The organism is Burkholderia sp. Nafp2/4-1b, assembly GCF_003635165.1.
GTDB lineage: Bacteria > Pseudomonadota > Gammaproteobacteria > Burkholderiales > Burkholderiaceae > Burkholderia.
Genome location: NZ_ML058619.1, coordinates 235,824 through 258,975 on the forward strand (window position 1 = coordinate 235,824; position 23,152 = coordinate 258,975).

A 23,152-nucleotide genomic window follows, 5' to 3' on the forward strand; every position below is an offset into this window, starting at 1 on the left:
GCGTCAGCTCCTGGTGATGACGTGCGCGAACGGAATCACGTTCGAGGCGTCCGCCGCGGCCGGCTCGTTGCCGTCGTGCTGCGCGGCGGCCCGTGCGGCCGCCCGCTGCGCATGGCGCTCGTTGCCGCGCAGCAGCGCGTGCGTCGCCGCGACGACCTCGTCGACGCCGACGCCGAGCAGGCACGGATGGCCCGGCTGGTTGCACACGCTGCGATAGCAGTTCCGGCACGGCACATCGACGTTCAACGCGCGGTGCGGCACACGCCACGGCGTGTGCTGGGGGTTGGTCAAGGCGTACAGGTCGACGACCGGCGTGCCGAGCGCGGCCGCGAGATGCACAGGGCCGCTGTTGTTCGACAGCAGCAGATCGGCCGTCTCGATCAGCGCGCCGAGTTCGCCGAGCGGCAGCGCGCCCGCCAGCGGCACCGCGCGCGGCCCGACGCGTTCGCACACCGCATCGACGAGCGCGCGCTCGCCGGCGCTGCCCGTCACCGCAATGCCGTCGAACAGCGGCGCGAGCTGCGCGGCAGCCGCGCCGAAGCGCTCCGCCGGCCAGCGCCGCGACGCCGCGCTCGCGCCCGGATGCACGACCAGCCACCGGCCATGCGCGGGGCCTGCCCGGCGCGGGCCGCCGATGCGCTGCAACGCGCCGCGCAGCCGCGCGTGCAATGCGCGTCGCGCCGCGTCGCCGGGGTCGAACGCCATCCGCCAGTCCGACGTCTTCGCGCCCACCGAGCGCACCAGCGCAAGCTGGCGCGCGACTTCGTGGCGCACGTGCGAATCCGGCTCGGTTTCGGGCACGCGATCGGTCAGGAGCTCATACGGATTCTCGCGGCAATGCGCGAGCCGCAGCGGAATGCCCGCGAGCCAGCACATCATCGCGGCCGGCAGCGGGCTCTGGCTGTACACGGTGAAGATCACGGCGGCATCGAACCGGCCGCCCAGCAACTGGTCGATCATGTCGAGATCGGCAACCGGATCGCCGCGTGCATCCGGATGCTTGACCCACGGCGCATCGTAGGTCCACACGTCGTCGACCATCGGCAGGTGGTTCGCGAGAGCCGCGCCGGTGCGCGACGTCAGCAGCGTGAGCCGGCGGCCGTGACCGCTCTCCTTGAGCGCGCGCATCGCGGGCGTCGTCATCAGCACGTCGCCGAGGCTGTCGAGCCGCACGCACAGGATCCGGCGTGCACGATCCCACGCGGCGCTCATCGCCGCCCCCACAGGCCGTGGCGGCGTGCGGCCTCGCGCGCGACGATGTCGGCGGCCGAATCGAGGCGGTCGACCACGTGATGCGGCGTGCGCGCCGCATCGACCCGCCATTCGGTCTCGTTGCCGCAGTCGACGAGAATCGTGCTGCAGCGTGCGCCGCGACCGGCCTCGATATCGTCGAGGATGTCGCCGATCATCCAGCTCCATTCGGCGACGGCGCCGAGCATCGCGCACGCGCGGCGCACCATCCCGGGGCGCGGCTTGCGGCACAGACAGTCGCACGTGTAGCGCGGCACGCTGCCCGCCGGGTGATGCGGGCAGTAAAAAAAGTCCGCCAGCACCGCGCCGTTTGCTTCGAACAATTCGGCGAGACGCTGGCGGACCGCGCCAAGCTCACGTTCGGTGAAGTAGCCGAGCGCGACGCCCGGCTGGTTCGATACGACCGCGATCGGCATGCCGGTCGCGCCCAGCGTGCGCAGCGCGCGCGCAGCGCCGGGTGCGAGCCGCATCCGCGCGGGGTCGACGTTGTACGGCACGTTCTCGAGCAGCGTGCCGTCCTTGTCGAGCAGCACCGCGCCGGGCAGCCGCCGGTCGCGTCTCAGGGCCATGACGTCTCCTTCATCGGCAGCACCATCACCTCGGGCACGACGGTGCCGGGCGGCTGCGTCAGCACGAAACGCACGGCGGCCGCGACGTGCTCGGGCGGCTGCAGCGTGTCCTCGTCGATGTCGGGGAAGCGGTCGAGCAGGAACGGCGTACGCATCCCGCCCGCGACGATCGCCGACACGCTGACGCCGGCCGGCCGCAATTCCGCATGCAGCGCATGCGACAGGCCGAGCAGCCCCCACTTCGTCGCGTGGTAGGCCGATGCGTTCGGCCATGCGCGCTTGGCCGCCGTCGACGCGATGTTCACGATGTGTCCGCTGCCGCGCGCCTTCATCATCGGCACGGCCGCATGGCACATCAGGTAAGGGCCGAACAGGTTCGTCATCATCACCTGCTGCCATGCGGCGACGCTGACGTCGTCGATCGGCGCGGTCACGTCGATCGCGGCGTTGTTGACGATGATGTCGAGATCGCCGAGCGCCTCGCGCGCGTCGTGCACCACCTGCAGCACCGACGTCTCGTCGCGCACGTCGAGCGGCCGTCCGACCGCCTTTCCGCCATGCCGCTCGAGCCGCTGCGCGACAGCCGCCGCGCGATCGCCGTCGAGATCGGCGACGATCACGTGGGCGCCGTGTTGCGCCAGTTCCTCGCAGATGGCCTCGCCGAGGCCGCGGCCGCCGCCCGTGACGAGCGCGGTACGGCCGGCGAGCGGCGGTCGGGCGGAATCGTGAGTCGCGTTCACATGCACCTCCTGTTGGCGTCCGAAGAATCGTGGCGATGACACTTGTCGTGACAAGCGTCGTACAAGAGGCAGAGCGAAAAGCGTGCCACTGGGCGGACGGCCGCGCCGCATCGGGCTGGAGCGCGCGCGCGCTGGCTTTTTTATAACCGGCTGTAAAAACGTGTCCGCGCGCCGTCGTTCAGATCGCGAGGCCGTCCGGCGTCGCCTGCGCGCGGTGCTTCGCGAGCGCGCGCAGGCAGTGCGCGATGCAGCCGGCGAACGCCTCGTCGAACCAGGGTTGCGCGCCCGATACGCCCACCACGATCCCGTGCAGCGCGACCGCGCCCCACAGGTTCGTGTCGCCCGCGCGCAGCCGGTACGGCTCGAGCGCCTGCACGACGTGCCCGTCGCGGCCGGTTTCCCACGACAGCCGCGCCTTCGCCCGCGCGTACGCGCGATAGTCGGCATCCCAGTCCTTCGGGTCGGGCAGCGAGAACTCGTACAGGATGGCGTCCTCGAACGCCGCGTCGTGCGGCCCGAGCGCCGGATCCATGATCACGATGTGCAGGCAGCCGCTGTCGCCGACGAAGTCGCTCTGCAACGCGGCCGACAACGTCGGCAGCAGCAGCTCGACGGCTGCGACCGCCGCCTGGCGGTCGGCGAACGCGCTACCGCCGCGACGGTCGGTCAGCGCTGCGGTGGTCGTCGGATTCAGAAGGTTCGACATGGATCTCTCCGGAGGAATACGCGAGCGCACGCAGCGCCGCGATCAGGTCGGCCGCTACCGCGGGCTTGGTCAGGTAAGCATGGAAACCCGCTTCGACCGCGCGCGTGCGATCGCGGTCGCGCGCGTGGCCGGACAACGCGAGCGCCTCGAGCGGCGCGCGGCCGTCGCGCCCGCGTTCGGCTTCGAGCTGCCGCACGCGGCGCATCACCGCGTAGCCGTCTTCCTCGTCGTCGCCGAGGTCGATGTCGCAGACGAGCAGCGCCGGCCAGTCCGTGCGGGGCGTGCGCCACAGGTCGTCGAGCAATGCGTGGCCGGATTCGAACGCGCGGACGTCCGCGCCGGCCACCTTCAGCAGCGCGGTGAGCGCTTCGCGCGCCTCGTCGTGATCGTCGACGCACGCGACGAGCAGGCCGTCGAGCGGTTTCGCGTCTGCATGGGTCGCGACGCCGGCGCTCGCGGCGGCATTTGCCGCGCCGCCTTCGGCCGGTTGCACCGACGCCGGCGCCAGCGCGCACATCGGCAGCGACAGGTGCAACGTCACACCGATGTCGTTGCGTTCGCGCACGACGTAGCCGCCCGCGTCCTCGATCGCGCTCTGCAGCCGTTCGAGATCGACCAGCGACAGCTCCGGCGCCTCGACGCCCGCGCACGTGATCGTGATCCGCGCTTCCGGGTCGTGCCGCGCGGTTCGCACCTCGATCTGACCGCCGCTGCTCGCATCGATCCCGCCGCGACACAACTCCCACACGAAGCGCCGCAGCGCGGCCGGGTCGGCCTTGACGACGAGATCCTCGCTCGACAGCTCGCGAAACACCGGCACGCCGCGCTGCACGGCCGCGTCCGCGAGCGAATCGAGTACGTGCGCGACCAGCGGGTTGATCCGCACCGGCTGCAGCGCGAACTTCGCCTCGGTGCGCTCCAGTTCGCGCTGCTTCGCCTGCAGCGACCACATCTGCGCATACACGCCGTCGCTCTGCAGCAGCTCGTCGTGCGTCCCCTGCTCGACGAGGCGGCCGTGCTCCATCACGAGGATCCGGTCCGCTTCGACGATCGTCGACAACCGGTGCGCGATGATGAGGCTCGTGCGCTGCTGCGCGACGCGCATCAGCTCCTGCTGGATCGCGCGTTCCGAGCGCGTGTCGAGCGCCGACGTCGCCTCGTCGAACACGACGATCGGCGGCGCCTTCAGCAGCGCGCGCGCGATCGCGACGCGCTGGCGCTCGCCGCCCGACAGCCGCACGCCGCGCTCGCCGACGCGCGTGTCGTACGCATCGGGCAGCCGCTCGATGAACGCGTCCAGCTGCGCGCCACGCGCGGCCGCGATCACCTCGCCGCGCGTCGCGTCGCGCTTGCCGTACGCGATGTTGTAGGCGAGCGTGTCGTTGAACAGGATCGTGTCCTGCGGCACGATGCCGAGCGCATCGCGCAGGCTGCGTTCGGTCACGAGGCGCAGGTCCTGGCCGTCGATCCGGATCGTCCCCGCGTCGGGCTGGTAGAGCCGGAACAAGAGCCGCGCGAGCGTCGATTTCCCCGAGCCGCTGCCGCCGACGACCGCAACCGACTGGCCGGGCTCGATGCGAAACGACACGTCCCACAGGATCTGCCGGCTCGGCTCGTAGCCGAAGTCCACATGTTCAAACTCGATCGCGCCGCCGCGCACCGCAAGCGGGTGCGCGCCCGGCGCATCACCGTCCTCGCCGGGCTTGCCGCGCGCGTCGAGCAGCCTGAACAGCCGCTCGATGTTGGTCATCGCGTCGTTCGCCTCGCGGAACACGAACCCGAGCGCGTTCAGCGGCAGGCTGATCTGGATGATGTATGCGTTGATCAGCACGAGGTCGCCGACCGTCATCGTGCCGCGCGCGACATACTGGCCCGCGAGCAGCATCACCGCCGCGATGCCCGCACCGATGCACGCGCTTTGCCCGATGTGCAGCGTCGACAGCGCGTACTGGTTGTCGATGCCGGCCTCGCGCCAGTCGTCGAGCACGCGGTCGAGCCGGTCGCGCTCGACGTCCTCCCGCGCGAAATACTTGACCGTATCGACGTTGAGCAGGCTGTCGACCACCCGCGAGTTCGATTCGGCCTCGAGGGCGTTCACGCGGCGCTGGTAGCGCATGCGCCGGCGCGTGAACACGATCGTATACGCCGCATACACGGCGAACGTGATCAGGATGATCGCGGTGAAGCCGCCGCCGTACTTGCTGATCACGATCAACAGCACCGAACCGATTTCGAGCGCGGTCGGCACGATCGTGAACACCGCGACGCCGAGCAGGTAGCCGATCCCGGCCGTGCCCTTCTCGAGATCGCGCACGACGGCGCCGGTCTCGCGCTGCGAATGGAAGCGCGCGCCGAGCCGGTGCAGATGGCCGAACGTGCGCACCGTGAACGACGCGACCGTGTGCTGCGTGACCTGCACGAACGTCATGTCGCGCACTTCGTTCAGCGCATTCGCCGCGAAGCGCACGACCGCATACGCGAACAGCAGCAGCACCGGCAGCGCGATCGGTTGACCGGCCGCGCGGCCCAGCCCGTCGACGATCTCCTTGAGCAGCAGCGGCACCGATACCGCCGCCGCCTTCGCGAGCACCAGCAGGACGATCGCGGCCAGCACGCGCGCGCGGTATCGCCAGATCGCACGCCACAGCTCGGCCGCGATGCGCATGCGCAGGCCGCGGCCGTCGTGGTCATCGCGATCGTGGGGGTGGCGCGGCGCGGCGCGGCCGCCGTCGGCGCGGCGCGCGCCGTTGCCGTGGGAATGACGGTCGTCGCGCGTCGGGTCGTCGGTGCCGGTCGTCATGCGCTCGATGGAGTGTCCGGGATCAGGGGGTTCCGTTCAGCGGCCGTCAGTGGCGCGATTCGCCGCCGGGGGTGCCGCTCGTCATGGTGCCGCTTGTCGTGGTGCCGCTTGTCACGGTCCCGCTCGTCGTGGTGCCGCTCGTCGTGGTGCCGCTGCCGGCGCCGCCGCTCGTGCTCGCACTGCTGCTCCCCGTGCCGGGCTCCGGATCGCGCGCCGCCGGCTGGGTCGGCGTGACGGTGCGTTGCGACGGATGCAGCACCATGCCGGTATCGTGTTCGCCGTCTCGCTGCACCCGCACGCGGTTCTCGACGTCGCGCACGCACATGCAGCTGTCGGCAATGTCCTCGATGTCGTGCTTCATCCAGCGCGACGGCACGGTGCCGTCGAGTTCGACGCGACCGTCGCGCACCTCCACCGTGACGTCGCTCACGTCGATATCGAGCGCATGCGCGAGCCGCTCGCAAACATCCTCGCGAATCCGCTCATCCGAGCGCGTATAGCCCTTCGGGCCGCGCCGCTCACGCATCGCCTGGCGCTGTGCATCGCTGCCGAAGCGCGACAGGTCGGGCGCGTCCGCGCGACGCGGATCGCGCGGATCGTAATCGCGCTCGCCGCCGTACCAGCCCATCCGGTGATGGCCGCGAAATCCCGGCCGGTCGCTGCCATAGCGGCCTTCGTCGCTTGGTCCGCCACCGCGATTGCCGTAGCCGCGTTCGGCCTCCCATGCCGCGTCGCGCGAGCCGGTGCGCATGTCGCGCCACTCGCCGCCGCCACGCGGGCGCTGCTCGGCGGAAGAGCGCGCCGAGCGCTCGCTCCACTCGCTGCCCCAGTCCTCGGGGCCGACGTCTTCGCTTGCGAAGCGCCGGTACGCGGATTCATAGTCGGCGTCGTGCCGTTCCGATTCATCGCCGCGGAAATCCCGCTCGCCGGCGCCCCGGTATGCGCGTTCTCCGCGCTCCTGCCAGTCCGGCGGGCCGCGTCGTTCGCCGTGCCGTCCGGTATATCGTCGTTGCATCGTGTCCTCCTAGATCGCGCCTGTGCCGCGCACGGCCCCATTGTCGCGACGCGGCGCGCGTCGATCCGGGCGTTGCAAATCGCGTGCCGCGCGACCGTCCGGCCCCCGCGCCGGAAAGCCGGCGCGCGGCCGACATTGCGAGTCAGCGCAGTCACGTATCGATCGGGTGGGTCTGCCGGCCTAAGGTCGTGCCTATCTGCAACGCCATTGCAGTTTTTGCGCAAGGCGTGGTGCCAGGCCCTTACCAACGCCCCGCGCCCGGTTCCGGCGGCGCATCGGGGTCATCCGTGCTGCCGGGGTCGCTCAGCCGCTCGGTGCGATCCGGCTCGATGTCGGCGCCTTCCTCCAGCGTCGAATCGCCATCCGCGGACGCACGCTCGCCGGTACCCGCGCGATCCGTATCGCTGTCGAGCGACGCATCGCCGCGTTCCAGCGCGTGATCGTCGAGCGGCGAATCGATGTCGAACGGATGACGCCGCGCGCCAGCCGTATCGCTGCCGCTGTCGGACGAGTCGCTCGGCCCCAGCGCGCGACCGTCGCGGCCGCGTGTTGCATTGTCGTCGTCCGGGCCGGCCGGTTCGTTGTCGGGGTTCAAGGTGCTGTTCATGTCGGTGTCCTCGTGTAGCGTCGGGCTGCCGCCCGCCGGGCGTCTCTCGCCGGGCAAGCCGCGGCGTGCGGGTCGCCATGGGATGCAATCCGCATGCCGGATCGCCGCCGCCGGACGCGGGAAGCCCCCGATCAAGTGGACGCGCCGGCGCGGCACGCGCAATGCGCTCCCATTGATCAGGTGAATTGAGTTCCCTTATGCTTTCGCGGGATTCAATCGGGTCTTAATGTTCGCCGCCGGTCAGACCGGCTGGCGACTGGGCGGAGTTCCTGTCCGCCCGCAACCGACATGCCGTGCCAATGAAGAAAGACGACGCTATTACCACTCTGCCCCCGCCGCTCGAGCCTGCCGATGCGCAGGACCTCCTTCACCGTTTCGCCGAGTTCCGGTTCGAGACCGTGGTCGGCGCGATCAGCGACTACGCCGTATTCATGCTGGATCCGCACGGCAACGTGGCGACCTGGAACCGCGGCGCGGAGCGCATCAAGGGCTACCGCACCGCCGAGATCGTCGGCCATCACTTCTCGCGCTTCTACCCGCCGGAAGCGATCGCGGCCGGCCGCCCCGCGCTCGGCCTCCAGGAGGCCGTCGCGCACGGCCACTTCGAGGACGAAGGCTGGCGCGTGCGCAAGGATGGTTCGCTGTTCTGGGCCAATGTGACGATCACCGCCGTGCGCGACCACGTCGGCCAACTGGCCGGCTTCATCAAGATCACGCGCGACATGACCGAGCGCAAGCGGCTCGCGGAACTCGAAGCGTCGACGCACCGGCTCAGCGTGTTCATCGCGATGCTCGCGCACGAGCTGCGCAACCATCTTGCGCCGTTGCGCCATTCGGTCGGCGTGCTGCAGAGCCTGCCCGATCCCGCGCCCGCGCTCGCGCAGTGCCGCGACGCCGTGCACCGTCAGATCGGCCAGCTGACACGGCTGGTCGACGATCTGCTCGACGTCGGACGCATTACGGCCGGCAAGGTCGAGCTCGACTACGCACCGGTGACGGTGCGCGACGTCGTGTGCCGCGGTGTGGAAAGCGTCCAGCCGAAACTCGCCGCGCGCGGCCAGCACATTCGCGTGGAATTGCCGGCCGATGGGGTCACGGTGCGCGGCGACGTCACACGGCTCGTGCAAGTGCTGCACAACCTGCTCGACAACGCGTCGAAATTCTCGCCACAGGGCGGGCGGATCGACGTCGGTGCGCAAGTCGAAGGGCCAGTCGTCGCGATTCGTGTGACCGATCACGGGGTCGGGATCGCGCCGAGCTCGCTCGAATCGATCTTCGAACTGTTCGAACAGGAACGCAAACCGGACCTGCACCCGTCGGACGGCTTCGGGCTCGGCCTCGCGATCTGCCGCTCGTTCGTCGAACTGCACGGCGGGATGATCAGCGCCGAAAGCGACGGCCTCGGCCACGGCGCGACGTTCACGGTGCGACTGCCGATCGCGCCCGAGACACGTACCGCGCCCGCCGAAGCGCCCGCGCCGCGTGCGGCCGAACCGCGTGCCGACGCGCCGCTGCGCATCCTGGTCGTCGACGACAACCGCGACTCCGCCGACACGCTTGCCGTGCTGCTGCAGGTCAAGGGCCACGCGCCGCGCGCCGCATACGACGCGGACGCCGCGCTGGCGCTCGCGCGCGAAACCGTCCCGCACCTGATGCTGATCGACTTGTCGATGCCCGACATCGACGGCTACACGCTGCTGCGCGAACTGCGCGCGATCGACACGCTGGCCGGCATGACGTGCGTCGCGCTGTCGGGTCATGCGAGCCCCACCGACCTCGCGCGCACCGCAAGCGAAGGCTTCGACGATCACCTCGTGAAGCCCGTCGAAATGGCGGTGCTCGACGCGCTGTTGCAGCGCGTCGCGCGCAAGGTGCGGGACGCGCGCTGAGCGCTCAGGCCATCGCGCGGCACATCGCCGCGCAGGTTTCGCAGGCCAGCGCGCAGCGGCGGCAATGGTCGTGCGCATGTCGCCGGCATTCGCTCGCGCACAGGTCGCACGCATGCGCGCACAACGCGCACACGTGCGGCGCGAGCGCGCTGCGCCGCGCCATCGCGCCCGACGCGAAGCGGCACAGCTGCGCGCACTCGATGTCGAGGGCGATGCAGTCGGCCAGCTTGTGCGCGTCGGGTTCGGCCAGACAGCCGGCCGTACATGAGTCGCACGCATGCGCGCACGCATCGCAAGCGGCCATGCAGTTGTCGTAGCAGGCGTTCGTCTCGTTCATCGCGGCGCTCCTGGTTTCGGTTCGGGTCGTCATGGCGTCAACTTCACTTTCATCCAGCCGGGCTCGCGCACGTCGAATGCACGATACGCGTCGATCGCGTTGGTCAGCGGCTCGCAGCGCGTGAGCACCGACGCGGGATCGAACGCACCGCTGCGCACCAGCTCGATCAGATGCGGCGTGATGGTCCGGTGATTGCAGTTGCCCATCTTGATCGTCAGGTTCCGGTTCATCGCCTCGCCGATCGGAAATACGCGCGCCTGCGGCGGATACACGCCGATCACCGAGACCGTGCCCGCCTTCGCGACCGCGCGCACCGCCCATTGCAGCACCTGCGACGGCCCGTCGCCCGGCACCCAGTTGCGCCCGTCCGGCTTGCGGCGCGGCGCGACCGCGTCGACTTCGGCATCGAACGCGCGCGCGGCGTCATGATCGGCTGCCGCCGGCCCGTGCGTCGCCCGCATCGCGTCGACGCCCACCGCGTCGATCACGCGATCGACGCCGATTCCGCCGGTGAGCCGCAGTATCGTGTCGACCGGATCTTCCTCGGAGAAGTCGATCGTTTCCGCGCCTTGCGCGCACGCCATCTCGAGCCGCGACGCGATGCGGTCGATCGCGATCACGCGCCCCGCGCCCATCAGCTTCGCGCTCGCGATCGCGAACTGTCCGACCGGCCCGGCGCCGAACACCGCAACCGTATCGCCCGGCTTCACTTCCGCGAGCTGCGCACCGAAATAGCCCGTCGGGAAAATATCGGACATCAGGATCGCGCGATCGTCGTCGATCGCGTCGGGCAACCGGATCAGGCTCGCATTCGCGAGCGGCGTGCGCGCGTATTCGGCCTGCAGCCCGTCGAACGGGCCCGTGTCGGCCGGGCCGCCGAAGAACGCGGTGCCGGCGCGCGGGCCGCCCGGGTTCGCGACGTCGCATTGGGCCGTGTAGCCCGCGCGGCAGTACACGCAGCTGCCGCACGCGATCGTCGATGGGATCAGCACGCGATCGCCGCGCTTCAGGTTGCGCACGTCGCGTCCGACCGTCTCGACGATGCCGACGCCTTCGTGACCGAGAATCGTGCCGGGCTTCATCCCGCCGAGCGTGCCGCGCACCATGTGCAGATCGGTGCCGCAGATCGCGCTGGCCGTCAGGCGCACGACCGCGTCGGTCGCCTGCGCGACTTCCGGGTCGGGTACCGTATCGATGCGAATGTCGCCGATGCCGTGAAATACGACTGCTTTCATGTGAGGCCCTCCTTGTCGAAAGCGGAAACGGTGCAGATACCGTCGTGCTGTTCGAGCAAGGTGCGCGCCTGTCGGTGTGCGGGGTCGGCGGAGGCGCTCATGCCGCTCATGCCGCGCGCGCCGGTCGCACCGTTAAGTCCCGCATTCGCCGGGCCGCGTCACGACGGGCGACGCACGCGCTTCTTCGCGGCGCGCCCGCACCTCGGGCCGGTACGCGCGCCGCGCGATGCTGCTACGATCGACTCACCACTGGCGGCGGCCCGCGCGACGATGCGGTTGTGCTCGCGCACCGTATGGCCGCCGCGTCCTCGTTCGCCGGCGATGGAGGTACCGACCGATGCAAGCAAGCGACACGTACATGGATCACGAGATTCGCGTCGAAGCGACGCGCAATGCGAACGGCGCGTGGGTCGCGCACGTGCGGATCTTCCGCGACGGCGCACCGATCGACCTGCCCGCGCCCGAACTCGTCACACCCGAATGGCTCACCTGCGACGAAGCGCTGCGCGGCGGCATCGACCAGGGCCGCGTGATGATCCGCACGCACGACCGCTAGCCGCGTCCCATGTGGCGCCGGGCGTTATAAGCGGTGCACGGCTGCGTGCGCCGCGCACCCGATGGCGCTGCACGTTACCAATCGGCAACCTGCGCAAAGGCGAGCGATCGCGTGAGCGTGAACGGCGGAATGAGGGGCGGGGCCGAGTCGCAAGACAGCCCGCATTCACGCGTGCGGCGCGTCCTGCTGCTCGAGCGCCGCTTCCGCGCGCAGGCAGTCGAGATCGCGGCCGATCGTCGCGACCGCGAGCCGCTTGTTGCCGCGCCAGTACGTCACCGAACCGTCATGCGCGCGCAGGTCGCCGTCGATCTCGACACGATCCCATTGCTCGGCATGGCCCGCGTAACGCACCGCCAGGTCGTAGTGCTGGCTCCAGAAGAACGGCACGGCGTCGAACGGCCGTTGCTGGCCGAGCATGTTGCGCGCCGCGGCGATGCCCTGCCGCTCCGCGACAACCCAGTGCTCGACGCGGATGCGCTCGCCCGTCAACGGATCCGGCCAGCGCGCGATGTCGCCGGCCGCGTAAATGTCGGGCGCGCTCGTCCGAAGGAAACGATCGACCGTCACGCCGCGATCGACGGCCAACCCCGCCTCCTGCGCAAGCGCGACGTCCGGATGCACGCCGATGCCGACCACCACGACGTCGGCGGGCAGTACGTCGCCGTTCGACAGCGTCACGCAGTCCGGCGCGATCTGCGTGAGCGTCGCGCCGAGATGGAACCGCACGCCATGCGACTCGTGCAGCGCGCGGATCGTGTCGCCGAGCGCGTCGCCGAGCACGCGCGCCATCGGATGCGCATCGGGCGCGACCACCTGCACGTCGAGCCCGCGCGTGCGCAGCGCGGCGGCCGCTTCCAGACCGATGAAGCTCGCGCCAACCACGACGCAGCGCTGCGCCGTCTTCAGCTTGCCGATCAACGCATCGCAATCGGCGCGCGAGCGCAGCACGCACACGTGCGGCAGATCGGCACCCGGCACGCTCAGCCGGTTCGGCTCGGCGCCGGTGGCGAGCAGCAGCGCGCCGTAGCCCACGCGGCTGCCGTCCGCCAGTTCGACCGCGTGCTGCGCGGGATCGATCCGCGCGACACGCGTGCCGCAGCGCACGTCGATGCGCTGGTCGGCATAGAACGATGCGCCGCGCAGCGGCAACCAGTCGGCTTCGGCCGTGCCGGCCAGATAATCCTTCGACAGGTTCGGCCGGTCGTACGGCGGCTCGCCGTCGGCACTCAACAGCGTGATTGCATGCGGATAGCCCTGTTGCCGCAGCGTCACCGCCCCTGCGATCGCGGCCGCGCCGCCGCCGACGATCACCACCGATGCAGGCAGCGCGGCCGCGTTCGGTATCGGCGGCGTTGCGGCGGGACGCGCATCGAGCACGACCGCGCGGCCGTCGCGGCGCTCGACACGCCAGCACGTCAGCCCGTCGAGCGCCGGCGCGCGCAGCATTGCGCCGGTGCGCAGGCAGAACGCCGCGTGATGCCACGGGCAGCGAATCGTGTCGCCAACCAGCAGCCCCTCGGCGAGCGGACCGCCGTAGTGCGGGCATTGCGCGCTCACGGCGAACAGTTCGTCGGCGCGGCGCACCAGCAGCACCGCTGCATCGCCGACCTGGCCCTCGATCATCGCGCCATCGGCGAGGTCGTCGAGCGCGATGCCCTGCGCGAGATCGGGACGTGAAGACGAGGCGTCGCTTGCGGACATGGCGGGGCTCCCTGGGTGTGAGGCAACGATTCGATTATCGGCGTCGTTCTCGAAAAGAACAGGTACAGACGACCCCGCAGCGCACGCAAATGCGAACTGTAGGTAAGACGCGATCCGCGACCGGCGTAGAACGTCGACGACGTTGCGGTGCAACACGCAGCATGCGCCTGCGAGCGGCGGCCCGCGATGCAAAGCAAGCCGCGTGCCGCGTGGATCGATCACCGGCCGGTGCGGGATTCGCGCGCGTCCAGCCGAGCGCGTGACGTACACCGCGCGCACGTTGCGCATCGCCGTCCCGGTGCTCGATACCCCGCGTGTTCCTCCGTCACCCGCGCGGGTTGCCCGCTTGCCGCCGCGTGCGCGCATCCTCCTCGACATCGTCGACTTCCGCCGGATAGCGATGCTGACCGAAACTGAGGATCAGCACACCCACCGCGAGCAGCACGATCCCGAACGTGGTCATCAGCATCCGCTCCGGGCTGTCGGTCGCGCCGCGCAGGATCAGGTCGCGCGCGAGCGACGTCATCGCGATGAACAGCGGAAAGCGCACCGGCAACCGGCCGAGCCGCAGGTAGCGCACGTCCATCGCGAGCACCTCGAGATAGAGAAACATCAGCAGCAGGTCGGTCAGCGACACCTCGCCCGCGAGCACGACCTTCCACGCTTCCTGCGTCATCGCGAACGCGGTCGCGAGCCCGATCACGATCAACCCGGCCAGTTCGGCCGCGTGGAGGAAATGGCCGAAGCAGCGGCGGATGCGCTCGGCGGCCGTATCGGCGGAAGCAGTGGACGTATTCAAGGCGATGGTCGGTGCAAGGATGTAGGTGACGCGCTCGATGCGCGGGCGACGCGGCCGATCGCGTCGGGCAACGTGAAGCCCGAGACGGGCACCGCGGAAATGGTTGCGCACGCATCGGCCGCGCTCGGGTCGATCGCGCCCGGCGCGCCAGCCGCACCGCTCGCGCCAGTCGCCTGTGCGACCGCGGACAGCGTGCGCCGGCAGCACGCGAGAAACGCGACGCCGGCATCGGTGCACGCGACGTCGCCGCCGGCCGCGGCGATCAGCAACCGGCAGCCGAGATAACGTTCGAGGCCATCGAGCCGCTCGCTCAGCCGCGCGTCGTCGAGCGACAGTTCGGACGCCGCGCCGGACAGCCCGCCACGCTCGACCACCGCGACGAAAATACGCATCGCTTCCAGCAGGTTCATCATGATGGTCCTCGTCGTCGGCCGGAGCGAACCTAATCTACTGCACGCGCCGTGGGGCGCTCAAGAGCACAGCGGCGCGGGCGTCGGGAGCACAGCTGCGCGCGCGTCGCGCAAAACCGGACCGCGATCAACCGATTCGAATGACAGATCGCCGATACGTGTTCCAAAGGCCCGCCGAAGCTGCTAGATTGCATGCTCGACGACGTTACGCGGTGCGGACAGTCACGCGCCGGGCGAACGCGCGGCGATTCTGCCTGCCTCCCCTTTCGCGCCCGGGCGGCAGGCCGCCGCCGCTGCGGCCCGTTGCGCGCTGCCCGCGCAACGTCCTTCATCCGCATGTCACAAAGAGAACAGTCGCATGACACAGTCCAACCGTTCGCCTTCGCGCGCCGCGGCCGCCGCTGCCCGCCCGTCCCGACATGACTGACCGGCAGCCCGCGATGCAAACCCGTCCCCCGCTTTCCCAGGCCGTTCACAGCCCGATCACGCGCAGCGCGATCTTCCTCGTCGCCACGGTCAACGCCGGCGCCGATCACGCAGACACGATCCGCGGATGGTGCGGCGACATCGCCGCGCTCGTGCGCTCGGTCGGCAAGCGCGTGCCCGAGGGCAACCTGTCGTGCGTGTGCGGCTTCGGCTCCAACGCGTGGGATGCGCTGTTCGGCGACCCGCGCCCCGCGTCGCTGCATCCGTTTCGCGAATTCGGCGCCGGCCAGCGCGTCGCGATCGCGACGCCCGGCGACATCCTGCTGCACATCCGCGCCGACGCGATGGACCTGTGCTTCGAGCTCGCGACGCAGCTGCTCACCGCGCTCGGCGATGCGGTCACCGTGGTCGACGAGGTGCACGGCTTTCGCAACTTCGACCAGCGCGCGATGATCGGCTTCGTCGACGGCACCGAGAACCCGGAAGGCCGCGACGCGGTCGACTTCACGGTGATCGGCGACGAAGACGCGGAATTCGCGGGCGGCAGCTACGTGATCGTGCAGAAGTACCTGCACGACATGGCCGGCTGGAATGCGCTCGCGGTCGAGACGCAGGAGCGCATCATCGGGCGCACCAAATTGTCCGACATCGAGCTCGCGCCGGACGTGAAGCCGTCGTGCTCGCACAGCTCGCTGACCACGCTCGACGAGAACGGCCAGGAGGTGAAGATCCTGCGCGACAACATGCCGTTCGGGCGCCCCGGTTCCGGCGAATTCGGCACCTATTTCATCGGCTACGCGCGCTCGCCGGCGCCGATCGAGCAGATGCTGGAGAACATGTTCGTCGGCCGCCCGCCCGGCAACTACGACCGGCTGCTCGACTTCAGCCGCGCGGTCACCGGCTCGCTGTTCTTCGTGCCGTCGGCCGACCTGCTCGAAGCGCTCGCCGACCGCCCCGCACCGGCCGCCGCCGACGCCGCGGCCCCCGCCGCCGCACCGCCGGCACCCTCTTCTACCGAGTCGCGTCGTGACGGCTCATTGAACATCGGATCGCTGAAAGGAGCCAAAGTCTATGAATAACCTGCACCGCGAACTCGCACCCATTTCGTCGTCCGCCTGGGAGCAGATCGAGGAGGAAGTCACACGCACCTTCAAGCGCTCGGTGGCCGGGCGCCGCGTGGTCGACGTCGAAGGGCCGGCCGGCCCCGAGCTGTCGGCCGTCGGCACCGGGCATCTGAGCGACGTCACCGCGCCGCGCGAGCTGGTGAGCGCGCGACTGCGCGAGGTCCGCACGATCGTCGAGCTGACGGTGCCGTTCGAACTGAGCCGCGATGCGATCGACAGCGTGGAGCGCGGCGCGCGCGATGCCGACTGGCAGCCGGCGAAGGACGCCGCGCAACGGCTCGCGTTCGCGGAAGACGGCGCGATCTTCGACGGCTATCCGGCCGCCGGCATCGTCGGCATCCGCGAAGGCACGTCGAACCGCAAGCTCACGCTGCCGACCGACGTCAGCGCGTACCCGGACGCGATCAGCGACGCACTCGAAGCGCTGCGGCTCGCCGGCGTCGATGGCCCGTACACCGTCGTGCTCGGCTCGGACGCGTACACGGCGCTCAGCGAGGCGCGCGACCAGGGCTATCCGGTGCTCGGCCACATCAAGCGCATCGTCAGCGGCGAAATCATCTGGGCGCCGGCGATCAGCGGCGGCTGCGTGCTGTCGACCCGCGGCGGCGATTATGAACTGCACCTCGGCGAAGACGTGTCGATCGGCTACACGAGCCATACCGACAAGGTCGTGCGCCTGTACCTGCGCGAAACGTTCACGTTCCTGATGCTGACGAGCGAGGCATCGGTGGCCGTGGCGCCGCAGGCCGCCGCTGTGATTTGACGTCCCGCCCGTGCGCGACGCTTGCGAGGCGTCGCGCACGCACCGGCCGCATGACCGACCGCACGTTCGTCGCCGCCCGAACCATCCTGCATGGAGCGTGACATGAGCGATTCGAATGACGCATTACAGGCGCTGCAAGCGTCGGTCGACAGCCTGAAGCAGGCCGTCGACGCGAACGCGACCCGCCAGGCCGGCGACACCGCCGTGTTGTTCACCGTGGTGTCGCTGATGCTGGCCGAACTGCCGCCCGACACCCGCAACCTCATCGAGGATTCGTTCTCCGTGTGGGCCAATGGTCTGCAGAATGCGGCATTGTCAGCCGACGTGAAGCAGATTGCGCGGCAGCGGCTCGCGATGACACTCACCGACTGACGCCGGTCGCAACGGTCGCGCCCCGTTCGGGCCGCACCGTGCCACCCGTCCACTTCGCCCGAGGCGTCGCGCCGCGCGTCCGTTGCGGTACGCGAGCGACGCGGCGTGGCGCCATCACACACACGGCCGCCCTGCGCGTTCGCGCGGATACACCCGCGCCGCGTTTCGGCGCGCACTCTTTCCCGTCTGCCGTTTCCCGGCATCCTGCGCGCCGATGTCGCACCGCCGTTCGCGCGTGCCGCGCAGCGGCGCGCATCGCTCTCCCGCTCGCGGCACCGGCCTGCACGCTCGTCTGTACTCCTGGCCTATCACGCACCCGCGCGTGTGAGGGTGCAATTCCCGGCCGCGCCGCGGCGGAACTGTGTCTTGGAGGCCACTGGCCGATTCGCTATTTTGAACGCAGTCGAAGTGATGCCGCGGGCTCCACGCAGCACCCGTGTTGCCGGCGTCGAGCACGAGCGCGATTCATGCCGGCGGGCGCTGCACGATGGCGTCGGCGCGACACGCGCGCCGCCGGCCGCGTCGTGCAGCGGGCCCCCCGTGCGCGATATCGCATCGGGACTTCCCTTTCGATCCACGTTCATTGACAGGAGCCAGACCACCATGCCCGCACTTTGCGATATCTGTCACGCCCGGCCGGCCGTCGCGCGCGCCACCGTGATGCAGGACGGCGAGCGCAAGACGATCTCGATCTGCGACTACCACTTCCGCCAGCTGATGCGCCATCAGAGCATGCTGAACCCGTTCGATTCGCTGCTGGGCGGCGGTGCTTCGTCGCTGTTCGGCGCATCGAGCGAGCCCGGCGACGCGTCGCCGCTCGCCGCCGAAATTCCGCGCGAGTCGGTCGACCCGACCGACGCGTTCAGCGAGCAGACGCTCGAACTGCTGCAGCGCGCGGCCGAAAAGGCGCACGAGCTGCGCCGCGGCGAACTCGATACCGAACACCTGCTGTACGCGCTCGTGGACACCGACGTATGCGCAGCGCTGCTGAAGGAACTGAAGCTGTCGCCGCAGGACCTGAAGGCCTACATCGACGAGCACGCGCACACCGGCACCGCGTCGCCCGACGCATCGCTCGAGAAGCTCGCGATCTCGCCGCGCGTGAAGAAGGCCGTGCAGTACGCGTTCCAGGCGTCGCGCGATCTCGGCCACTCGTACATCGGTCCCGAGCACCTGCTGATCGGTCTCGCGGCGGTGCCCGACAGCATCGCCGGCACGCTGCTGAAGAAATACGGCGTGACGCCGGAAGCGCTGCGCCAGAAGGTCGTGAAGGTCGTCGGCAAGGGCGCGGAAGACGGTCGCGTCGACGCGCCGACCGGCACGCCGAATCTCGACAAGTTCGGCCGCGACCTCACCGCGATCGCGCGCCAGGGCAAGCTCGACCCGGTGCTCGGCCGCGCGCAGGAAATCGAAAGCACGATCGAGGTGCTCGCGCGTCGCAAGAAGAACAACCCGGTGCTGATCGGCGAGCCGGGCGTCGGCAAGACCGCGATCGTCGAAGGCCTCGCGCAGCGGATCGTGAACGGCGACGTGCCCGAAGTGCTGCGCGGCAAGCGCCTCGTCGAAGTCAACATCAACTCGATGGTCGCGGGCGCCAAGTATCGCGGCGAATTCGAGGAACGCGCGAAGCAGCTGATCGACGAAGTGACCGCGAAGCGTGACGAACTGATCTTGTTCATCGACGAGCTGCATACGATCGTCGGCGCGGGCCAGGGCGGCGGCGAAGGCGGCCTCGACATCGCGAACGTGCTGAAGCCGGCGCTCGCGCGCGGCGAACTGAGCCTGATCGGCGCGACCACGTTGAACGAATACCAGAAGCACATCGAGAAGGATGCGGCGCTGGAGCGGCGCTTCCAGCCGGTGTTCGTGCCGGAGCCGAGCGTCGAGCAGACGATCGTGATCTTGCGCGGGCTGCGCGACAGCCTCGAGGCGCACCACCAGGTCACGTTCGCCGACGACGCGTTCGTCGCGGCCGCCGAGTTCGCCGACCGCTACATCACGTCGCGCTTCCTGCCCGACAAGGCGATCGACCTGATCGACCAGGCCGCCGCGCGCGTACGGATCGGCGCGACGTCGCGCCCGGTCGACATCCAGGAAGACGAAGCGCAGATCGTGCAGCTGAAGCGCGAGCAGGATTACGCGACGTCGCGCAAGCGCTTCGACGAAGCCAAGCAGTTCGAGGAACAGATCAACGCGAAACAGCAGTCCCTCGACGAGAAGATGGAAGCATGGCAGCGCAAGACCGGTTCCGAAACGCTCGAGGTGACCGTCGAATCGGTCGCCGAAGTCGTCTCGCGGCTGACCGGCATTCCGGTATCCGAACTCACGCAGGAAGAGCGGCAGAAGCTGCTGAAAATGGAAGAGCAACTGCGCGAGCGCGTCGTCGGCCAGAACGATGCGGTGGTCGCCGTCAGCGATGCGGTGCGACTGTCGCGCGCCGGCCTCGGCCAGACGCACCGGCCGATCGCGACGTTCCTGTTCCTCGGGCCGACGGGCGTTGGCAAGACCGAGCTCGCGAAGGCGCTCGCCGAGACCGTGTTCGGCGACGAGCAGGCGATCATCCGCATCGACATGTCCGAGTACATGGAGCGGCACGCGGTCGCGCGGCTGATCGGCGCGCCGCCCGGCTACGTCGGCTACGACGAAGGCGGCCAGCTCACCGAGCGCGTGCGGCGCAGGCCGTACAGCGTGATCCTGCTCGACGAGATCGAGAAGGCTCATCCGGACGTGTACAACGTGCTGCTGCAGGTGTTCGACGACGGGCGTCTCACCGACGGCAAGGGCCGCGTGGTCGACTTCAGCAACACGATCATCATCGCGACGAGCAACCTCGGCGCCGCGATCATCATGGACAACCTCACGCAGCCGGAGGCCGCGCGCAAGACCGACAAGGCGATCCGCGAGCAGCTGATGCAGGTGCTGAAGGGCCATTTCCGGCCCGAGTTCCTGAACCGCATCGACGAGGTGATCGTGTTCCATGCGCTGTCGAAGCAGAACATCCGTTCGATCGTGCAGATCCAGCTCGACCGCGTGGTGCGCACCGCCGCCGCGCAGGACATCACGCTCGTGATGGGCGACTCGCTCGTCGAACATCTGACCGAAGCCGGCTACCAGCCTGAATTCGGTGCGCGCGAACTGAAGCGGCAGGTGCGGCAGATCATCGAGACGAAGCTCGCGAAGGAGATCCTCGCGGACAAGCTGCAGTCCGGCGACCGCGTCGAAGTCGATTACGACAAGGCCGGCGACTCAGTGACGTTCAACAAGCTCGCGCTGGCTGACGCGAAGGACGCCGACGGCAAGGCGAAGCCGAACGGGAAAGCAGCGAACGCATCAGCCGATGCAAAGGATCACGAAGCAAATCCGGAAGTGCCGCCACCGGCAAAAAGTCGATCCGGCAAGAAGTCGTCGGGTGCGAAGAAGGATGCGCATTGATACCAAGCGGGCCCGGACGCACGGGCTCGCATGATCGGCGCCGTCCGCCGGACGGCGCCGCCCCACGCCGCGACGCGGCGCAACTCGAGCCGCCCCGCAGCGGGCTCGGCTCACGGAGATTCACATGACAACTCGACGCGAAGTGCCAGGCATCAGGAAATACGATGGGCCCGCCGGCGGTTGGGGCGCGCTTCGCGCAACAGCCGACGCAGTGCGCACGCAGATGGAAACCATCGAGGCGCCGATCGTGCTGATGCGGACCAACCAGCCCGACGGTTTCGACTGCCCTGGCTGCGCGTGGCCCGACAAGGAACACAAGTCGACGTTCCAGTTTTGCGAGAACGGTGCGAAGGCCGTCACGTGGGAAGCGACGACCAAGCGCGTGACGCCCGAGTTCTTCGCGGCGAACACCGTGTCGTCGCTGCTGCGGATGTCCGACTACGAGCTGGAAAACATGGGCCGGCTCACGCACCCGCTCGTTTACGACCGCGCGACCGACACGTTCCGCGCGATCGAATGGGACGACGCGTTCGCGCGCATCGGCGAAGTGCTGCGCGCGCTGCCGCCCGACCAGGTCGAGTTCTATACGTCCGGCCGCGCGTCGAACGAAGCCGCGTACCTGTATCAGCTGTTCGCGCGCGAGCTCGGCACCAACAACTTCCCCGACTGCTCGAACATGTGTCACGAGCCGACCAGCGTCGGCCTGCCGCAATCGATCGGGATCGGCAAGGGCACGGTGTCGCTGGAAGACTTCGACCATTGCGAGTTGATCATCTCGATCGGGCACAACCCCGGCACGAACCATCCGCGGATGATGGGCACGCTGCACGAGTGTTCGCGCCGCAACGTGCCGATCATCGTGTTCAATCCGCTGCGCGAGCGCGCGCTCGAACGCTTCGCGGATCCGCAGGACATGATCGAAATGGCGTCGTTCGGCTCGACGCGCATCGCATCGACGTACTACCAGGTCGACGCGGGCGGCGACGCGGCCGCGCTGAAGGGCATCATGAAGGCGCTGCTGCAGCTCGAGGCCGAGCGCGGCAACGTGCTCGACCGCGACTTCATCGCGCAGCACACCAACGGCTTCGACGCGTTCTCGGCTGACCTCGAAGCCACGTCGTGGGACGACATCGAGCGCGCGAGCGGCCTGAGCCAGGCACAGCTCGAACAGGTCGCGCTCGCGTATGCGAAGTCGAATGCGACCATCGTCACCTACGGGATGGGCGTCACGCAGCACAACAAGGGCACGGCAACCGTGCGCCTGATCGCCGACCTGCTGCTGATGCGCGGCAACATCGGCAAGCCCGGCGCGGGCGTGTGCCCGCTGCGCGGCCACTCGAACGTGCAGGGCAATCGCACGGTCGGCATCACCGAGAAGCCGTCGGCCGAGTTCCTGCAGAAGATCGAGGACGTGTGCGGTTTCAAACCGCCCGCGCATCACGGGCACGATGCCGTGCAGGCGATGCAGGCGATGATCGACGGTCAGGCGAAGGCGCTGCTGTGTCTCGGCGGCAACTTCGCGGTCGCGCTGCCCGATCCTGAGCTGTCGTTCCCTGCGATGGCGAAGCTCGATCTCAGCGTGCATCTCGGCACGAAACTGAACCGCTCGCACCTGCTCGTCGCGAAGGAAACCTTCATCCTGCCCGTGCTCGGCCGCACCGAGCTCGACATGCAGGCGAGCGGCCGGCAGTCGATCACCGTCGAGGATTCGATGTCGATGGTCCATGCGTCGGCCGGCAAGCTCAAGCCCGCGTCCGACCAGTTGCGTTCCGAGCCCGCGATCATCGCGGGGATCGCGCATGCGACGCTGCCGGCCAGCAAGGTCGCGTGGCTCGACCTGATCGAAGACTACGACCGCATCCGCGACCTGATCGACCGCACGGTGGCCGGCTTCGAGGCGTTCAACGAGCGCATCCGCACGCCGGGCGGCTTCCGCCTGCCGCTGCCGCCCACCGAGCGCGTGTGGCCCACGCCGACCGGCAAGGCGATGTTCTCCGTCTACAAGGGCGTGAAGGAAGACGCGGACGTGCTCGGCGCCGAGCAGGTGCTGCGGCTGATCACGCTGCGCAGCCACGATCAGTACAACACGACGATCTACGGGCTCGACGACCGCTATCGCGGCGTGTTCGGACGACGCGATGTGCTGTTCATGAACGCGGCCGACCTCGCGAAGTACGGGCTCGAACACGGCGACCTCGTCGACATCGAGACCGTTACCGGGTCGGGCCGCACGCTGCGCCTCGAGAAGATCACCGCGATCGAGTACGACATCGCGCCGGGATCGGTCGGCGCGTATTACCCGGAAGCAAACGTGCTCGTGCCGCTCGACTACATCGACAAGGAAAGCGGCACGCCGTCGTACAAGTCGGTGCCGGTGCGGGTTGCGCGCTCGGCGAGCGTCTGATCCGCGGTCCGGCAGG

General features: G+C 69.3%; 19 protein-coding genes. 7 read left to right on the forward strand and 12 right to left on the reverse strand.

Annotated elements, in window-relative coordinates:
- Positions 1-3: 3 nt before the first annotated feature.
- The 7 genes from C7H84_RS27745 to C7H84_RS36570 all read right to left on the reverse strand — a co-directional run bounded on the left by C7H84_RS27745 (position 4) and on the right by C7H84_RS36570 (position 7,688).
- A complete protein-coding gene (locus C7H84_RS27745) occupies positions 4-1,212 on the reverse strand; it encodes a glycosyltransferase family 9 protein (RefSeq protein WP_121861770.1) in 1,209 nt (402 codons plus the stop codon).
- A complete protein-coding gene (locus C7H84_RS27750; RefSeq protein WP_121861771.1) occupies positions 1,209-1,820 on the reverse strand; it encodes an HAD-IIIA family hydrolase in 612 nt (203 codons plus the stop codon). The genes C7H84_RS27745 and C7H84_RS27750 overlap by 4 nt, the downstream gene beginning before the upstream one ends.
- A complete protein-coding gene (locus C7H84_RS27755) occupies positions 1,811-2,560 on the reverse strand; it encodes an SDR family oxidoreductase (RefSeq protein WP_121861772.1) in 750 nt (249 codons plus the stop codon). Before C7H84_RS27755 ends, C7H84_RS27750 begins: the two co-directional genes overlap by 10 nt.
- Before the next feature lie 178 nt (positions 2,561-2,738).
- The gene (locus C7H84_RS27760) at positions 2,739-3,266 is read right to left on the reverse strand and encodes a hypothetical protein (protein ID WP_121861773.1); all 528 of its coding nucleotides are present in this window, start codon (positions 3,264-3,266) and stop codon (positions 2,739-2,741) included.
- Positions 3,208-5,931: an ABC transporter transmembrane domain-containing protein gene (locus C7H84_RS27765; RefSeq protein WP_162999383.1), complete on the reverse strand. Its 2,724-nt coding sequence runs from the start codon at positions 5,929-5,931 to the stop codon at positions 3,208-3,210. The genes C7H84_RS27760 and C7H84_RS27765 overlap by 59 nt, the downstream gene beginning before the upstream one ends.
- Before the next feature lie 181 nt (positions 5,932-6,112).
- On the reverse strand, positions 6,113-7,081 hold the full coding sequence (locus C7H84_RS27770; RefSeq protein WP_121861774.1) for a BON domain-containing protein: 969 nt from the start codon (positions 7,079-7,081) through the stop codon (positions 6,113-6,115).
- Between the two features lie 241 nt (positions 7,082-7,322).
- The gene (locus C7H84_RS36570) at positions 7,323-7,688 is read right to left on the reverse strand and encodes a chemotaxis protein (protein ID WP_162999378.1); all 366 of its coding nucleotides are present in this window, start codon (positions 7,686-7,688) and stop codon (positions 7,323-7,325) included.
- A gap of 299 nt (positions 7,689-7,987) precedes the next feature.
- Here C7H84_RS36570 and C7H84_RS27780 point away from each other — a divergent pair, with 299 nt between their 5' ends.
- Positions 7,988-9,577 (forward strand): ATP-binding protein, encoded by a 1,590-nt coding sequence (locus C7H84_RS27780; protein WP_121861775.1) that lies wholly within the window; start codon positions 7,988-7,990, stop codon positions 9,575-9,577.
- A gap of 4 nt (positions 9,578-9,581) precedes the next feature.
- Here the strand turns inward: C7H84_RS27780 and C7H84_RS27785 are convergent, their stop codons facing one another.
- A complete protein-coding gene (locus C7H84_RS27785) occupies positions 9,582-9,914 on the reverse strand; it encodes a four-helix bundle copper-binding protein (RefSeq protein WP_121861776.1) in 333 nt (110 codons plus the stop codon).
- 29 nt (positions 9,915-9,943) lie between these two features.
- The gene (locus tag C7H84_RS27790; RefSeq protein WP_121861777.1) at positions 9,944-11,149 is read right to left on the reverse strand and encodes a zinc-dependent alcohol dehydrogenase; all 1,206 of its coding nucleotides are present in this window, start codon (positions 11,147-11,149) and stop codon (positions 9,944-9,946) included.
- Between the two features lie 337 nt (positions 11,150-11,486).
- On the opposite strand from C7H84_RS27790, the gene C7H84_RS27795 reads away from it, so the two are divergent.
- Positions 11,487-11,705, forward strand: a complete 219-nt coding sequence (locus C7H84_RS27795; protein ID WP_121861778.1) for a DUF6566 family protein — start codon at positions 11,487-11,489, stop codon at positions 11,703-11,705.
- 165 nt (positions 11,706-11,870) lie between these two features.
- Here the strand turns inward: C7H84_RS27795 and C7H84_RS27800 are convergent, their stop codons facing one another.
- The 3 genes from C7H84_RS27800 to C7H84_RS27810 form a co-directional block, all read right to left on the reverse strand.
- Positions 11,871-13,406, reverse strand: coding sequence for an FAD-dependent oxidoreductase (locus C7H84_RS27800; protein ID WP_121861779.1), 1,536 nt, complete (start codon positions 13,404-13,406; stop codon positions 11,871-11,873).
- 325 nt (positions 13,407-13,731) lie between these two features.
- Positions 13,732-14,205 carry a phosphate-starvation-inducible PsiE family protein gene (locus C7H84_RS27805; RefSeq protein WP_121861780.1) on the reverse strand — a complete coding sequence of 158 codons (474 nt, stop codon included), beginning with the start codon at positions 14,203-14,205 and terminating at the stop codon, positions 13,732-13,734.
- Positions 14,202-14,618 carry a LysR family transcriptional regulator gene (locus C7H84_RS27810; RefSeq protein WP_240462113.1) on the reverse strand — a complete coding sequence of 139 codons (417 nt, stop codon included), beginning with the start codon at positions 14,616-14,618 and terminating at the stop codon, positions 14,202-14,204. The genes C7H84_RS27805 and C7H84_RS27810 overlap by 4 nt, the downstream gene beginning before the upstream one ends.
- Before the next feature lie 416 nt (positions 14,619-15,034).
- Between C7H84_RS27810 and C7H84_RS27815 the strand changes: the two genes are divergently transcribed.
- From C7H84_RS27815 to C7H84_RS27835, 5 genes are all read left to right on the forward strand, one after another.
- Entirely contained in the window at positions 15,035-16,120 is a 1,086-nt protein-coding gene (locus C7H84_RS27815) for a Dyp-type peroxidase (protein ID WP_121861781.1), read from the forward strand.
- Positions 16,113-16,928, forward strand: coding sequence for a family 1 encapsulin nanocompartment shell protein (locus C7H84_RS27820; RefSeq protein ID WP_121861782.1), 816 nt, complete (start codon positions 16,113-16,115; stop codon positions 16,926-16,928). The genes C7H84_RS27815 and C7H84_RS27820 overlap by 8 nt, the downstream gene beginning before the upstream one ends.
- A 102-nt stretch (positions 16,929-17,030) precedes the next feature.
- Positions 17,031-17,300 carry a hypothetical protein gene (locus tag C7H84_RS27825; RefSeq protein ID WP_121861783.1) on the forward strand — a complete coding sequence of 90 codons (270 nt, stop codon included), beginning with the start codon at positions 17,031-17,033 and terminating at the stop codon, positions 17,298-17,300.
- A 603-nt stretch (positions 17,301-17,903) separates the two neighbouring features.
- Positions 17,904-20,732: an AAA family ATPase gene (locus C7H84_RS27830; RefSeq protein WP_121861784.1), complete on the forward strand. Its 2,829-nt coding sequence runs from the start codon at positions 17,904-17,906 to the stop codon at positions 20,730-20,732.
- Between the two features lie 124 nt (positions 20,733-20,856).
- The gene (locus C7H84_RS27835) at positions 20,857-23,136 is read left to right on the forward strand and encodes an FdhF/YdeP family oxidoreductase (protein WP_121861785.1); all 2,280 of its coding nucleotides are present in this window, start codon (positions 20,857-20,859) and stop codon (positions 23,134-23,136) included.
- The last annotated feature ends 16 nt before the right edge of the window (positions 23,137-23,152 follow it).

Coding starts and splice junctions, on each gene's coding strand:
- C7H84_RS27745 (WP_121861770.1), bottom strand. CDS start 1,212: ATGAGCGCCGCGTGGGATCGTGCACGCCGGATCCTGTGCGTGCGGCTC.
- C7H84_RS27750 (WP_121861771.1), bottom strand. CDS start 1,820: ATGGCCCTGAGACGCGACCGGCGGCTGCCCGGCGCGGTGCTGCTCGAC.
- C7H84_RS27760 (WP_121861773.1), bottom strand. CDS start 3,266: ATGTCGAACCTTCTGAATCCGACGACCACCGCAGCGCTGACCGACCGT.
- C7H84_RS27765 (WP_162999383.1), bottom strand. CDS start 5,931: ATGCGCATCGCGGCCGAGCTGTGGCGTGCGATCTGGCGATACCGCGCG.
- C7H84_RS27770 (WP_121861774.1), bottom strand. CDS start 7,081: ATGCAACGACGATATACCGGACGGCACGGCGAACGACGCGGCCCGCCG.
- C7H84_RS36570 (WP_162999378.1), bottom strand. CDS start 7,688: ATGAACAGCACCTTGAACCCCGACAACGAACCGGCCGGCCCGGACGAC.
- C7H84_RS27780 (WP_121861775.1), top strand. CDS start 7,988: ATGAAGAAAGACGACGCTATTACCACTCTGCCCCCGCCGCTCGAGCCT.
- C7H84_RS27785 (WP_121861776.1), bottom strand. CDS start 9,914: ATGAACGAGACGAACGCCTGCTACGACAACTGCATGGCCGCTTGCGAT.
- C7H84_RS27790 (WP_121861777.1), bottom strand. CDS start 11,149: ATGAAAGCAGTCGTATTTCACGGCATCGGCGACATTCGCATCGATACG.
- C7H84_RS27795 (WP_121861778.1), top strand. CDS start 11,487: ATGCAAGCAAGCGACACGTACATGGATCACGAGATTCGCGTCGAAGCG.
- C7H84_RS27800 (WP_121861779.1), bottom strand. CDS start 13,406: ATGTCCGCAAGCGACGCCTCGTCTTCACGTCCCGATCTCGCGCAGGGC.
- C7H84_RS27810 (WP_240462113.1), bottom strand. CDS start 14,618: ATGATGAACCTGCTGGAAGCGATGCGTATTTTCGTCGCGGTGGTCGAG.
- C7H84_RS27815 (WP_121861781.1), top strand. CDS start 15,035: ATGACTGACCGGCAGCCCGCGATGCAAACCCGTCCCCCGCTTTCCCAG.
- C7H84_RS27820 (WP_121861782.1), top strand. CDS start 16,113: ATGAATAACCTGCACCGCGAACTCGCACCCATTTCGTCGTCCGCCTGG.
- C7H84_RS27825 (WP_121861783.1), top strand. CDS start 17,031: ATGAGCGATTCGAATGACGCATTACAGGCGCTGCAAGCGTCGGTCGAC.
- C7H84_RS27830 (WP_121861784.1), top strand. CDS start 17,904: ATGCCCGCACTTTGCGATATCTGTCACGCCCGGCCGGCCGTCGCGCGC.
- C7H84_RS27835 (WP_121861785.1), top strand. CDS start 20,857: ATGACAACTCGACGCGAAGTGCCAGGCATCAGGAAATACGATGGGCCC.